This window comes from Aquabacterium sp. (genome assembly GCF_044226965.1).
GTDB lineage: Bacteria > Pseudomonadota > Gammaproteobacteria > Burkholderiales > Burkholderiaceae_C > Pseudaquabacterium.
This window is the reverse complement of record NZ_JBGAGA010000016.1, coordinates 59,431-72,944: the sequence shown is the minus strand read 5'-3', so window position 1 is coordinate 72,944 and position 13,514 is coordinate 59,431. Positions and strand designations below refer to the sequence as shown.

14 protein-coding genes are annotated in these 13,514 nt (G+C 67.9%); 6 read left to right on the top strand and 8 right to left on the bottom strand.

Annotated elements, in window-relative coordinates; all coding sequences use genetic code 11:
* The first annotated feature begins 14 nt into the window (after positions 1-14).
* The 5 genes from ACILR4_RS09840 to ACILR4_RS09820 all read left to right on the top strand — a co-directional run bounded on the left by ACILR4_RS09840 (position 15) and on the right by ACILR4_RS09820 (position 4,823).
* Positions 15-653 (top strand): ANTAR domain-containing response regulator, encoded by a 639-nt coding sequence (locus tag ACILR4_RS09840; protein ID WP_395700670.1) that lies wholly within the window; start codon positions 15-17, stop codon positions 651-653.
* 305 nt (positions 654-958) lie between these two features.
* The gene (locus ACILR4_RS09835) at positions 959-2,194 is read left to right on the top strand and encodes a CmpA/NrtA family ABC transporter substrate-binding protein (RefSeq protein ID WP_395700699.1); all 1,236 of its coding nucleotides are present in this window, start codon (positions 959-961) and stop codon (positions 2,192-2,194) included.
* 21 nt (positions 2,195-2,215) lie between these two features.
* On the top strand, positions 2,216-3,148 hold the full coding sequence (gene ntrB, locus ACILR4_RS09830) for a nitrate ABC transporter permease (RefSeq protein ID WP_395700669.1): 933 nt from the start codon (positions 2,216-2,218) through the stop codon (positions 3,146-3,148).
* An 18-nt stretch (positions 3,149-3,166) separates the two neighbouring features.
* Positions 3,167-3,973, top strand: coding sequence for an ABC transporter ATP-binding protein (locus ACILR4_RS09825; RefSeq protein WP_395700668.1), 807 nt, complete (start codon positions 3,167-3,169; stop codon positions 3,971-3,973).
* 181 nt (positions 3,974-4,154) lie between these two features.
* Complete coding sequence (locus ACILR4_RS09820) at positions 4,155-4,823, top strand: histidine phosphatase family protein (protein WP_395700667.1); 669 nt, start codon at positions 4,155-4,157, stop codon at positions 4,821-4,823.
* An 18-nt stretch (positions 4,824-4,841) separates the two neighbouring features.
* On the opposite strand, the gene fdx is transcribed toward ACILR4_RS09820, so the two are convergent.
* From fdx to ACILR4_RS09780, 8 genes are all read right to left on the bottom strand, one after another.
* A complete protein-coding gene (fdx, locus tag ACILR4_RS09815; protein WP_395700666.1) occupies positions 4,842-5,180 on the bottom strand; it encodes an ISC system 2Fe-2S type ferredoxin in 339 nt (112 codons plus the stop codon).
* Positions 5,181-5,194: 14 nt separating this feature from the next.
* The gene (gene hscA / locus ACILR4_RS09810; protein ID WP_395700665.1) at positions 5,195-7,051 is read right to left on the bottom strand and encodes a Fe-S protein assembly chaperone HscA; all 1,857 of its coding nucleotides are present in this window, start codon (positions 7,049-7,051) and stop codon (positions 5,195-5,197) included.
* A gap of 30 nt (positions 7,052-7,081) precedes the next feature.
* The gene (gene hscB, locus ACILR4_RS09805; RefSeq protein ID WP_395700664.1) at positions 7,082-7,600 is read right to left on the bottom strand and encodes a Fe-S protein assembly co-chaperone HscB; all 519 of its coding nucleotides are present in this window, start codon (positions 7,598-7,600) and stop codon (positions 7,082-7,084) included.
* Between the two features lie 69 nt (positions 7,601-7,669).
* Positions 7,670-7,993, bottom strand: a complete 324-nt coding sequence (gene iscA, locus ACILR4_RS09800) for an iron-sulfur cluster assembly protein IscA (RefSeq protein ID WP_395700663.1) — start codon at positions 7,991-7,993, stop codon at positions 7,670-7,672.
* Between the two features lie 7 nt (positions 7,994-8,000).
* Positions 8,001-8,417, bottom strand: coding sequence for a Fe-S cluster assembly scaffold IscU (gene iscU / locus ACILR4_RS09795; protein ID WP_395700662.1), 417 nt, complete (start codon positions 8,415-8,417; stop codon positions 8,001-8,003).
* A gap of 45 nt (positions 8,418-8,462) precedes the next feature.
* The gene (locus tag ACILR4_RS09790) at positions 8,463-9,677 is read right to left on the bottom strand and encodes an IscS subfamily cysteine desulfurase (protein ID WP_395700661.1); all 1,215 of its coding nucleotides are present in this window, start codon (positions 9,675-9,677) and stop codon (positions 8,463-8,465) included.
* Between the two features lie 33 nt (positions 9,678-9,710).
* Positions 9,711-10,244, bottom strand: coding sequence for a Fe-S cluster assembly transcriptional regulator IscR (iscR, locus tag ACILR4_RS09785; protein ID WP_395700660.1), 534 nt, complete (start codon positions 10,242-10,244; stop codon positions 9,711-9,713).
* Positions 10,245-10,412: 168 nt separating this feature from the next.
* Positions 10,413-10,943: a low molecular weight protein-tyrosine-phosphatase gene (locus ACILR4_RS09780; protein ID WP_395700659.1), complete on the bottom strand. Its 531-nt coding sequence runs from the start codon at positions 10,941-10,943 to the stop codon at positions 10,413-10,415.
* A gap of 177 nt (positions 10,944-11,120) precedes the next feature.
* Between ACILR4_RS09780 and ACILR4_RS09775 the strand changes: the two genes are divergently transcribed.
* Positions 11,121-13,448 (top strand): methyl-accepting chemotaxis protein, encoded by a 2,328-nt coding sequence (locus ACILR4_RS09775; RefSeq protein ID WP_395700658.1) that lies wholly within the window; start codon positions 11,121-11,123, stop codon positions 13,446-13,448.
* The last annotated feature ends 66 nt before the right edge of the window (positions 13,449-13,514 follow it).

The following is a 13,514-nucleotide window of genomic DNA, read 5'->3' as shown; positions in this document are numbered from 1 at the left end:
CTGGCAAACCCGGCATGGCCGATCCCGCCGCAGCGCTGCGCATTGTCATCGTCGCCCCCGAATCGCTGGTGCCGGACGCCGACGCCGATCCCGAAGACCGGGGCGCGGCCGAGCGCTCGCGCCAGCTGCGCATCGGGCTGCTCGAAGGCGGCTACAACATCGTTGCCGTGCTGCCTTCGGACATGTTCCTGCCCGATCGGCTGGCACAGATCCAGCCCGACCTGATCATCGTCGACGCCGAGAGCCAGGCGCGCGACACGCTCGAGCATGTGGTGATGGCCACGCGCGAGGCGCGCCGGCCCATCGTGCTGTTCACCGACGACAGCGACACCACCCACATGAAGGACGCGATCGCCGCCGGCGTCACCGCCTACGTGGTGGCCGGCCTCGCGCCAGCGCGGGTGAAGCCGGTGCTCGACGTGGCCATGGCACGCTTCCAGGTCGAGGAGTCGATTCGCCGCGAGTTGGCCGATGCACGCAGCCAGCTCAACGACCGCAAGCTGATCGAGCGGGCCAAGGGCGCCCTGATGAAGCGCCACGGCCTCAGCGAGGAAGAGGCCTACGCCCGCCTGCGCAAGACCGCGATGGACAAGGGACTGAAGCTCGCCGAGCTGGCCCAGCGCATGATCGACGCAATGGACCTGCTCGGCTGAAGCGGCCGAAGCCGGTGCACCGGCGCGCCACTGCAGCGCCTCCTGGCAGCACGGCACACCCTGTTCTGGTGCGGCGCAGCAAGCCATGTCGGCCACAGATGCTGGCACGCCGATTGCAAGACCCCCTGCGAGAAAGATCAACGGCGATCTTTTGATTGACGCCCGTGCCGCATCAAGGTCGATGCGGCACGGGCTGGACGACGGCGTCCCCACCGCAGCCTTTGGCTGTTAGGTGCGGACGCCTTTTTGTTTTGTGTTTCGGACGAGAGATCACGATGCCATCGAGCCAGAAGGACGCCATCGACATGGGACGCCGCAATGTCATCAAGGCCGCTGCCGCGACAGCCGCCACGGCCGGCGCCGCCGGCCTGATCCCGGGGTTGCAGGCCGCTGTCTACGCCGCCGGCTCGGACAAGCCCGAGAAGGAGGAAGTGCGCATCGGCTTCATTCCGCTCACCGATTGCGCCAGCGTGGTGATGGCCTCGGTGCTGGGCTTCGACAAGAAGTACGGCGTGAAGATCGTGCCGACCAAGGAAGCCTCCTGGGCCGGCGTGCGCGACAAGCTGGTCAACGGCGAGCTGGACATGGCCCATGTGCTGTACGGCCTGGTGTATGGCGTGCACCTGGGCATTGCCGGCCCGAAGAAGGACATGGCCGTGCTGATGAGCCTGAACAACAACGGCCAGGCCATCACGCTGTCGAAGGCGCTGGCCGACAAGGGCGCCGTCGACGGCCCCTCGCTGGCCAAGGTGATGGCCAAGGAAAAGCGCGAGTACACCTTTGCCGGCACCTTCCCGACAGGCACCCACGCGATGTGGATGCACTACTGGCTGGCGGCCGCCGGCATCAATCCCGTCAACGGCGCCAAGCTGATCACCGTGCCGCCGCCGCAGATGGTGGCCAACATGCGCGTGGGCAACATGGACGGATTCTGCGTCGGCGAGCCGTGGAACCACCGGGCCATCATGGACGGCATCGGCATCACGGCCAACACCACCCAGGACATCTGGAAGGATCACCCCGAGAAAGTGCTGGGCACGACCTCGGAGTTCGCCAAGAAATACCCCCACACGACGCGGGCGGTGATGATGGCCGTGCTCGAGGCCAGCCGCTGGATCGATGCCAGCCTGCAGAACAAGATGAAGATGGCCGAGACGGTGGCCGACAAGGCCTACGTCAACACCGGTGTCGACGCCATCAACCAGCGCATCCTGGGCCGCTACCAGAACGGCCTGGGCAAGACCTGGGACGACCCCAACCACATGAAGTTCTTCAACGACGGGGCGGTGAACTTCCCCTACCTGAGTGACGGCATGTGGTTCCTGACCCAGCACAAGCGCTGGGGCCTGCTCAAGGAGCACCCCGACTACCTGGCGGTGGCTAGGCAGATCAACCAGATCGATCTGTACAAGGAAGCCGCCACGGCGATGAAGGTCAGCGTGCCGAAGGAGCCGCTGCGCACGTCGAAGCTGATCGACGGCGTGGTGTGGGACGGCAAGGACCCCTCGAAGTACGCCGATTCGTTCAAGATCAAGGCCTGACGGGCCGCCGAGGAGAACACCATGGTGTCCGCCGTGTTCCATTCCCCGCTAGAAGCCGCGGCTGCCGACCAGCAGCGCGCACAGCCATCACCCGCGCGTGCCAGCGCGGCCGCCGCTTCGGGCGTAGCGCCTGACACGCCGGCCAGCGCACCCGCCACGCCGCGCCCGCGGCGCGAGCCGATCGACTGGCGCGCGCTGGCCCTCAGGGTCCTGCCGCCGGTGGCCGGCATTGCATTGCTGATCGGCGTGTGGGCGCTGCTAACCATCAAAAGCAGCGGCTTCCCGACGCCGGCGCAGACCTTCGATGCGGCGGTCAAGCTCTTCTCCGATCCGTTCTACCAGAAGGGCCCGAATGACCAGGGCATCGGTTGGAACATCCTGAGCTCGCTCCAACGCGTGGCACTGGGCTTCGGCATGGCCGCGCTGGTCGGCATCCCGATGGGTTTCCTGCTCGGCCGCTTCGAGTTCCTGAACCGCATGGTCTCGCCGCTGGTCAGCCTGCTGCGGCCGGTGTCGCCGCTGGCTTGGCTGCCGATCGGGCTGCTGGTGTTCAAGTCGGCCAACCCGGCGGCGATCTGGACCATCTTCATCTGCTCGATCTGGCCGATGATCATCAACACCGCGGTCGGCGTGCAGCGGGTGCCGGCGGACTACCTGAACGTCGCGAAGGTGCTGAACCTGAGCGAGTGGAAGGTCATCACGCGCATCCTGTTCCCGGCGGTGCTGCCCTACATGCTGACCGGCGTGCGTCTGTCGGTGGGCACGGCCTGGCTGGTGATCGTGGCGGCCGAGATGCTGACCGGCGGCGTGGGCATCGGCTTCTGGGTGTGGGACGAGTGGAACAACCTCAACGTCCAGCACATCATCATCGCGATCTTCGTGATCGGCATCGTCGGCCTCGCGCTCGAGCAGGCGCTGATGGCCATCGCCAGGCGCTTCTCGTTCGACGACTGACGCAAGGAACCGACCGACATGAGCAACACCGACCACTTCATCCAGGTGCAGAACGCCGAGATGGTGTTCAACACCCGCAAGGGCCGCTTCCATGCGCTGCGCCAGATCGATCTCAGCGTGGCCAAGGGCGAGTTCATCACGCTGATCGGGCATTCGGGCTGTGGCAAGTCCACGCTGCTGAACCTGATCGCAGGGCTGCTGCTGCCCTCCTCGGGCGTGCTGCTGTGCGACAACCGCGAGATCAACGCCCCGGGGCCCGAACGCGCGGTGGTGTTCCAGAACCATTCGCTGCTGCCGTGGCTCACCTGCTTCGAGAACGTCTACCTCGCCGTCGAGCGCGTGTTCGGCGCCACCGAAGGCAAGACGGAACTGAAGGCCCGCACCCGGGCCGCACTCGAGCTGGTGGGCATGGGCCACGCGGTGCACAAGCGGCCGCACGAGGTGTCCGGCGGCATGAAGCAGCGTGTGGGCATTGCCCGCGCGCTGGCGATGGAGCCCAAGGTGCTGCTGATGGACGAGCCCTTCGGCGCGCTCGATGCGCTGACGCGCGCGCACCTGCAGGACGAGCTGCTGAAGATCGTCGCGCGCACGCAGAGCACCGTGGTGATGGTGACGCACGATGTCGACGAGGCGGTGCTGCTGTCCGACCGCATCGTGATGATGACCAACGGCCCGGCCGCGACCATCGGCGAGATCCTCCGCGTCGACCTGCCGCGCCCACGCAACCGGGTTGAGCTGGCCGAAGACGCGCACTACGTGCATTGCCGCAAGGAGGTGCTCGACTTCCTGTACACGCGGCACGGCCACGTCGAGCAGGCGGCCTGACCCCGGATGGGCTGGCACGGGCCTTGCTGACGTCTGCTCGACGCTCGGAAACGGCGTCTGTCTATCTCCTCAGCAGGGCCTGGCCCTTTCGTCCAACCCCCCGGCCGACACCGGGGGGTTTTTTTCTGCGGGTCACGGCGGCGACAGGGCGTCCGGCGGGCGGCCCTTCACAATCACGCTCATGGGACGACTCTTTCTGGTGCGCCACGGCCAGGCCTCGTTCGGGGCGGCCAATTACGACCAGCTCAGCCCGATGGGGCATCGGCAATGCGTGCGGCTGGGCGAGTATTTCCACGAGCGTGGCTTCGCCTTCGAAGCGGTGCTCACCGGCACCTTGCAGCGCCATGCGCAAAGCTACGCGGCCATTGCCGAGGGCATGCAGGTGCAGCAGGTGCCGCTGCTGTGGCCCGGACTGAACGAATACGACAGCCATGCGGTGATCGCCACGGTGCATCCGCAGCCACTGAAGAAGCCTGACTCTCCCGAAATGGTGCGCCACCACTTCCGCCTGCTGCGCGACGGCCTGCAGAAGTGGATGGCCGGCGAGACACAACCCGCCGGCATGCCGAGCTACGCCGAGTTCGTGGCCGGCGTGTCAGGCGCGCTGGACCATGTGCGCACGCGCTGCAGCGGCGACGTGCTGATCGTCTCCAGCGGCGGCCCGATCTCCACCGCGGTGGGCCTGCTGCTGAACACACCGCCCGAGACGACGATCGAGCTGAACCTGCGCATCCGCAACAGCTCGGTGACCGAGCTGGTCTACACGCCCAAACGCCACGCGCTGGTCACCTACAACACCCTGCCGCACCTGGACGGTGCAAGCTTCAGCGACTGGGTGACCCACACCTGAGCGGCTCGCTGCCGGGGCTCAGTGGTTTTCCTTGGCGTGGTTGATCGAGTACTTCGGGATCTCGATCGTCACGTCCTCGTCGGCCAGGATGGCCTGGCAGCTCAGGCGCGACTGCGGCTCCAGGCCCCAGGCGCGGTCGAGCATGTCTTCCTCGCTTTCGTCGAGCTCGTTCAACGAATCGAAGCCCTGGCGCACCACCACGTGGCAGGTGGTGCAGGCACAGCTCATCTCGCAGGCATGCTCGATCGCGATGCCGTTGTCCAGCAGCGCCTCGCAGATCGAGGTGCCACGCGGCGCCTCGATGCTGTCGCCCTGCGGGCAGTACTCGGGGTGGGGCAGGATCTTGATGATCGGCATCGGGCGGCCTGCAATCAGATGTCTTCGACCTTGCGGCCAGTGAGTGCGGCACGGATGCCACGGTTCATGCGGGCGGCGGCAAAGCCCTCGGTACCCTTGGCCAGCGCCTCGACGGCGGCATCTATCGCGGCCGAATCCTCCGAGGCGGCGACGTGGCTCAGCGTGGCCAGCAGCGCATCGATGGCCGCTCGCTCGGTGTCGTCCAGCAGTTCGCCGTCCGCCGCCAGCGCCGACTGCGTGGCCAGCGCCATGCGTTGCGCCTCCACGCGCGCTTCGGCCAGGCGCCGCGACTGCATGTCGACCTCGGCATGGCTGAAGCCCTCGCGCAGCATGCGGGCGATGTCATCGTCGGCCAGGCCGTAGCTGGGCTTGACGACCACCGCCGCCTCGACGCCTGAGCCCAGTTCGCGGGCAGAAACGCTGAGCAGGCCATCCGCATCGACCTGGAAACTGACGCGGATGCGCGCCGCGCCAGCCACCATCGGTGGAATGCCACGCAGCTCGAAGCGCGCCAGCGAGCGGCAGTCACTGACCTTCTCCCGCTCGCCCTGCACCACATGGATGGCCATCGCGGTCTGGCCGTCCTTGAAGGTGGTGAAGTCCTGCGCCTTGCCAACGGGAATCGTGGTGTTGCGCTCGACGATGCGCTCGACCAGCCCGCCCATGGTCTCGATGCCCAGCGACAGCGGGATCACGTCCAGCAGCAGCAGTTCGCCATCGCGCGCATTGCCGGCCAGCGCATTGGCCTGGATCGCCGCGCCGATGGCCACCACCTCGTCGGGATTCAGGTCGACCAGCGGCGGCTTGCCGAACAGCTCGCCCACCGCCGTGCGCACCGCCGGCATGCGGGTGGAGCCACCGACCATCACCACGCCCTGCACCTCGGTCTTGGCCAGCCGCGCATCGCGCAGCACCTTGCGCACCGCGGCCAGCGTGCGGTCGACCAGCGGGCGGGTCAGCGCATCGAAGCGTTCGCGCGAGACCGGGACCTCGATCGCCTGGCCGCCTATCTTGCAAGTTAGAACCGCCTGCTCGGCATCGGTCAGCGCTTCCTTGGCGGCGCGCGCGGCCACCAGCACCTGACGCTTGTCCTGCGGCGACACGGCGGCCACGCCGGCCTGCTGCAGCGCCCAGTCGGCCAGCGCTTGATCGAAGTCGTCGCCGCCCAGGCTGGCATCGCCGCCGGCGGCCACCACCTCGAACACGCCGCGCGAGAGTCGCAGCAGCGAGATGTCGAAGGTGCCGCCGCCCAGGTCGTACACCGCGTAGAGGCCCTCGCTGCCGTTATCCAGCCCGTAGGCCACCGCCGCGGCGGTGGGCTCGTTGATCAGGCGCAGCACGTTCAACCCGGCCAGCTGCGCCGCGTCCTTCGTGGCCTGGCGCTGGGCGTCGTCGAAGTAGGCCGGCACCGTGATCACCGCGCCGTAGAGGTCGTCGTTGAAGGTGTCCTCGGCGCGCTGGCGCAGGCTGGCCAGGATCTCGGCCGACACCTCCACCGGCGTCTTGCGCCCCGCCCGCGTGTCCAGCGCCACCATGCCGGGCTGGTCGACGAAGCGGTAGGGCAGCCGCGCATGGCCTTGGATGTCGGCCAGGCTGCGACCCATGAAGCGCTTGACCGAGACGATCGTGTTCTCGGGGTCTTCGCCCTGGGCGGCGTGCGCATCGAAGCCGATCTGGCGCCGTCCCTCGGGCAGGTAGCGCACCACCGATGGCAGGATCACGCGGCCCTGGGCGTCCGGCAGGCATTCGGCAACGCCGTGCCGCACGGCGGCCACCAGCGAGTGCGTGGTGCCGAGGTCGATGCCCACCGCAATGCGTCGCGCATGCGGATCGGGCGCCTGCCCGGGTTCGGAGATTTGCAGCAAGGCCATCGGCGTGCTCGTCTTGTCTCGGTCTTGTTCTCAGGCGTCCAGCAGTTCCAGGCGCCGTTGGATGTCGTCGCGAAAACGCTGCACGAACATCAGCGCCCTCACCTGCTGTGCGGCCTGCGGCGCGTCCTGTGCGTCATCGAGCAAGGCGCCCAGCCGCTCGACCATGGCCGACGCCTCGGTCGCGACCTCAGCGTCCAACGCTTCCACTGCCGCGGCATCGGCCGCCTCGTCCAGCGCTTCGCGCCAGGCCATCTGCTGCATCAGGAAGGCCGGTGGCATCGCGGTGTTGTTCTCCGCATCGATGGACGCACCGCGCAGCTCGCACAGGTAGGCGCCGCGCTGCAGCGGATTCTTCAGGCGGCGATAGGCCTCGTTCACGCGCACGGCCCATTGCATCGCAAGGCGCTGGGCGGCGGTGCCTTCGCTGACGAAGCGGTCCGGGTGCACCTCGGCCTGCAAGGCCCGCCAGCGCTGGTCGAGCAGCGCCGCATCGAGCGCAAAGCGCTGCGGCAGGCCGAACAGCGTGAAATCGTCGTCGTCGAGCTTCATCGGTGGCAGGGCAAAACAAAGGCGCGGGCTAGTGCGCCGCGCCTGGCTCGAAGGCAGCGGTGGAGCGTGCTAGACGCGGAAGGACTCGCCGCAGCCGCAGCGATCCTTCTCGCGCGGGTTGTGGAACTTGAAGCCTTCGTTCAGGCCTTCGCGCACGAAATCGAGTTCGGTGCCGTCGATGTAAGGCAGGCTCTTCGGGTCGACCAGCACCTTCACGCCATGGCCTTCGAACACATGGTCTTCCGGCGCGATCTCGTCGGCGTATTCGAGCTTGTAGGCCAGGCCCGAACAGCCGGTGGTCTTCACGCCCAGGCGCACGCCGACGCCCTTGCCGCGTTTGCTGATGTAGCGCGACACATGCCGCGCCGCGGCCTCCGACAACGTGACAGCCATGGTCGCGTCAGCCGGCACGGGCAGCCTCGGCCGGCGCCGCCTCGCCATGCTTGGCCTGGTAGTCCTTCACCGCCGCCTTGATCGCGTCTTCCGCCAGGATCGAGCAGTGGATCTTGACCGGCGGCAGCGCGAGCTCTTCGGCAATCGTCGTGTTCTTGATCGACATGGCCTGCTCGAGCGTCTTGCCCTTGACCCATTCGGTCACCAGCGAACTCGACGCGATGGCCGAGCCGCAGCCGTAGGTCTTGAAGCGTGCGTCCTCGATCAGCCCGGTGGCCGGGTTCACCTTGATCTGCAGCTTCATCACGTCACCGCAGGCCGGCGCGCCGACCATGCCAGTGCCCACCGTCTCGTCGCCCTTCTCGAACGAGCCGACGTTGCGCGGGTTCTCGTAGTGGTCGATGACCTTGTCGCTGTATGCCATGTCAGTACTCCAACGATTCGAATTGTCTCGCGCTCGAATGAACGATCAGTGGGCCGTCCACTGGATCGTGCTCAAGTCCACGCCGTCGCGGTACATCTCCCACAGCGGCGACAGCTCGCGCAGCTTGGCGACGCGGTCCTTCAGCGTGCTCACCGCATAGTCGATCTCGGCCTCGGTGGTGAAGCGGCCGATGGTCATGCGCAGGCTCGAATGGGCGAGTTCGTCGCTGCGGCCCAGCGCGCGCAGCACATAGCTCGGCTCCAGGCTGGCAGACGTGCAGGCAGAGCCCGAGGACACCGCCAGGCCCTTGACGCCCATGATCAGCGACTCGCCCTCGACGAAGTTGAAGGACATGTTCAGGTTGTGCGGCACGCGGCGCTCGAGATCGCCGTTGATGAACACCTGCTCGATCTCGGACAAGCCCGTGCGCAAGCGGTTGTGCAGCATGCGGATGCGCTCGATCTCGGTGCCCATTTCCTCCTGCGCCAGGCGGAACGCCTCGCCCATGCCGACGATCTGGTGCGTGGGCAAGGTGCCCGAGCGCATGCCGCGCTCATGGCCGCCGCCGTGCATCTGCGCCTCGATGCGCACGCGCGGCTTGCGCCGCACGTACAGCGCGCCAATGCCCTTGGGGCCGTAGGTCTTGTGCGAGGCCAGGCTCATCAGGTCGACCGGCAGCTTGGCCAGATCGATCGCCACCTTGCCGGTGGCCTGCGCCGCGTCGACGTGGAAGATGATGCCGCGCTCGCGGCACATCGCCCCGATGGCCGGGATGTCCTGGATCACGCCGATCTCGTTGTTCACGAACATCACCGACACCAGGATGGTGTCCGGCCGCAGCGCGGCCTTGAAACGATCGAGATCGAGCAGCCCGTCTTCCTGCACGTCGAGGTAGGTCACCTCGAAGCCCTGGCGCTCCATCTCGCGCATCGTGTCGAGCACGGCCTTGTGCTCGGTCTTCACCGTGATGAGGTGCTTGCCGCGGGTCTTGTAGAACTGCGCGGCGCCCTTGATCGCGAGGTTGTTGGACTCGGTGGCGCCCGAGGTCCAGACGATCTCGCGCGGGTCCGCGCCGACGAGACTGGCCACCTGGGCCCGCGACTTCTCGACGATCTCTTCCGCTTCCCAGCCCCAGGCATGGCTGCGAGACGCCGGGTTGCCGAAATGCTCGCGCAACCACGGAATCATCGCGTCGACGACACGCGGGTCCACCGGCGTCGTGGCGCCGTAATCCAGGTAGATCGGGAAATGCGGGGTCATGGTGGAGCTGAAGGACGAGAAGCGTTGGGTGGCTTACTTGGACAGAGCGTTGCCGAGTGCGAACACCGAATTCGGCGCGGTCACCTTGATCGGCTTGACCACCGGCACGCTGGAGATCGCACGCTTGATCGGCGCTTCCTCGATCGACACGCCCTTGGCCAGCTGATCATCGACCAGCTTCTTCAGCGAGATCGAATCGAGGTACTCGATCATCTTCTGGTTCAGGCTGGCCCACAGGTCGTGCGTCATGCAGCGACCGGCGTCCTCGCCCATGCAGTTTTCCTTGCCGCCGCAGCCGGTGGCGTCGATCGGCTCATCGACCGCGACGATGATGTCGGCCACGGTGATTTCATCGGAGCGCCGACCCAGCGAATAGCCGCCGCCCGGGCCACGCGTGCTTTCGACCAGTTCGTGCCGGCGCAGCTTGCCGAACAGTTGTTCCAGGTAGGACAACGAGATCTGCTGGCGCTGGCTGATGGCGGCCAGCGCAACTGGCCCGTTGTTCGAGCGCAGGGCCAGATCGATCATCGCGGTCACGGCAAATCTGCCTTTGGTGGTCAGACGCATGGGGGTTCTCCTGAGTGCCTGCGGTATCGCGCCGCAGCAAAACGATCGGACAGCAGGGATTCGGCGGTCAGATCGGCGCGCAGCCGACGCGTGTACGAGGCTTGGCAGCGGTTATCCGACTGCCGTAGTCAAGTATACCTGAAGCCGACTTTTTTGGTCGGCATTGACTCAGGAAGTTCCCGCCAATTGCCTCTGCAAATTTGCCAGCAGCCCTTCGCAGGCGGGCTCGATGAGATCGAGCACGCGATCGAATCCCGCCGGTCCCCCGTAGTACGGATCCGGCACTTCGGCCTGCGCCGCGGCACCCGGCGCAAAGGGCAGCAGCAGGCCGACGCGACGCTGCTGGTCCGCCGGGCAGCGCGACATCAGCACCTCCAGGTTGTCCAGGTCCATGGCCAGCACGAGGTCGAAACGGTCGAAGTCCTGATCGATCAGCCGGCGCGACCGAATGCCCGACAGGTCGTAGCCGCGCCGCGCCGCGGCGGCCGCGGCGCGTGCGTCGGGTGGGCGGCCACGCTCGCCATGGGTGCCGGCCGAGGCCACACCCACCTGGGCGTCCAGCCCCGCCCGCAGCAGCTTGGTTCGCAGCACGGCTTCGGCGGTGGGCGAGCGGCAGATGTTGCCCAGGCAGACCATCAACACGTTCGTGGGCTTCACGACCGGGCGGCGCGACAGGAAGGACGGCAGGGCGAAGGGCACGCTTCAGGATAACGCAGCGCCCGCCCAGCTTTCGCCTGGCGCCGCCTTGCGCAAGATCAATGCGGGCGCACCCTGGGCCAGAAGTCCCGACGAGTCCTGTGTCAAATCATGAGGGCTGCGGCCGATAACCCGGTGTGAGGCAACGGGGCCCACACGAACTGGACAAAGACGACAGCCATGCGAAACACCGGACCGGTGACACATCACGAATACCTGCCGCCTGAAGGCATCACGCTGGTGTCCGCGACGGACTTGAAGAGCCGCATCACCTACTGCAATCCGGCGTTCGTCGAAGTCAGCGGCTATGCACGTGATGAGTTGATGGGCCAGCCGCACAACCTCATCCGCCACCCGGACATGCCGGCCGAGGCCTTCCGCGACATGTGGCAAACGCTGGAAAGCGGCGAACCCTGGACCGCCCTGGTCAAGAACCGGCGCAAGAACGGCGACCACTACTGGGTGCGCGCCAACGTGACGCCAGTGCTCGAACGCGGCCAACGGGTGGGCTACATGTCGGTGCGCACCCGCCCTGCGCGCGAGGAAGTCCAGGCCGCCGAGGCGCTGTACGCGCGCATGCGCCAGGAGGCCGCTGCCGGGCAGGCACAGGTCCGGCTGCATCGCGGCGAGCTCCGGTTGCCCGGCTTGCGCGCCCGCGTGCTGCGCTCGCTGGACTGGGGCCATGGTGCCCGCGTGGCTGCCACGGCGCTGGCCCTCGGTGCGGCCAGCGCCGGCACTGCCGTGTTGCTGGTCGGCCAGGTGCCGGCGCCCTGGCCCATGCTGGCGGCCCTGGCCGTCAGCGCCGCCGGTGCGGCCTGGCTGCGGCAGGCCACCGTACGTCCGCTGCGCGAGGCGACGGCGGTGGCCCGCCGCATGTGTGCCGGCGACCTGACGCAGCACCTGCCCGCCAGGCGCCTGGACGAGGTGGGGCAGCTGGCCCGCAGCCTGTCACAGCTCAACGTGAACCTGCAGGCCATCGTCGGCGATGTGCGGCGCGAAGTCGAGGGCATGACGCTGGCCTCGCGCGAGATCGCCGCCGGCAACCAGGACCTGGGCAACCGCACCGAGACGCAGTCGGGCAACCTGCAACAGACCGCCGCCTCTCTCGAACAGATCACCGGCAACGTTNTGCCGGCCGAGGCCTTCCGCGACATGTGGCAAACGCTGGAAAGCGGCGAACCCTGGACCGCCCTGGTCAAGAACCGGCGCAAGAACGGCGACCACTACTGGGTGCGCGCCAACGTGACGCCAGTGCTCGAACGCGGCCAACGGGTGGGCTACATGTCGGTGCGCACCCGCCCTGCGCGCGAGGAAGTCCAGGCCGCCGAGGCGCTGTACGCGCGCATGCGCCAGGAGGCCGCTGCCGGGCAGGCACAGGTCCGGCTGCATCGCGGCGAGCTCCGGTTGCCCGGCTTGCGCGCCCGCGTGCTGCGCTCGCTGGACTGGGGCCTTGGTGCCCGCGTGGCTGCCACGGCGCTGGCCCTCGGTGCCGCCAGCGCCGGCACTGCCGTGTTGCTGGTCGGCCAGGTGCCGGCGCCCTGGCCCATGCTGGCGGCCCTGGCCGTCAGCGCCGCCGGTGCGGCCTGGCTGCGGCAGGCCACCGTACGTCCGCTGCGCGAGGCGACGGCGGTGGCCCGCCGCATGTGTGCCGGCGACCTGACGCAGCACCTGCCCGCCAGGCGCCTGGACGAGGTGGGGCAGCTGGCCCGCAGCCTGTCACAGCTCAACGTGAACCTGCAGGCCATCGTCGGCGATGTGCGGCGCGAAGTCGAGGGCATGACGCTGGCCTCGCGCGAGATCGCCGCCGGCAACCAGGACCTGGGCAACCGCACCGAGACGCAGTCGGGCAACCTGCAACAGACCGCCGCCTCTCTCGAACAGATCACCGGCAACGTGCGTCACACCGCGGAGACCGCGCACACCGCCACGCAGCTGGCGCAGGAGGCCGCCGAGGTGGCCGACCAGAGCGGCCGTGCCGCGCAGGATGTCGCGGCGCGCATGGCCGACATCCAGGCTTCGTCGCAGCGCATCGGCGAAATCATCGGGGTGATCGACGGCATCTCGTTCCAGACCAACCTGCTGGCGCTGAATGCCGCTGTGGAGGCCGCCCGTGCCGGCGAAGCCGGTCGCGGCTTTGCGGTGGTGGCCGCCGAGGTGCGGGCGCTGGCCCAGCGCACCTCGAGCGCCTCGCGCGAGATCAAGAAGCTGATCGAGGATTCGTCCAACCAGATCGAGGCGGGCAGCGCCCTCGCGCAATCCACCGGGGACTGCACCCGCCGCACGCGCGACGCGGTCAGCCGCGTGCAGGCGCTGATCGGCGAAATCAGCAGCGCGGCGTCGGATCAGTCCCAGGGCGTCAGCCAGATCCACGGCGCAGTCAGCGAACTGGACAACCTGACGCAGCAGAACGCCGCGATGGTCGAGCAGCTGGCCGCCGCCGCTGCCTCGTTGAACAGCCAGGCCGAGGGTGTGGCAGAAGCGGTGCGCATGTTCCGCACCGCCGCCTGAGTCAGCCCCTACGGCCCTGTGGGCCGGTCCCCAGAGGGGTCAGCCCGACCGGGAAACCCGGATCGG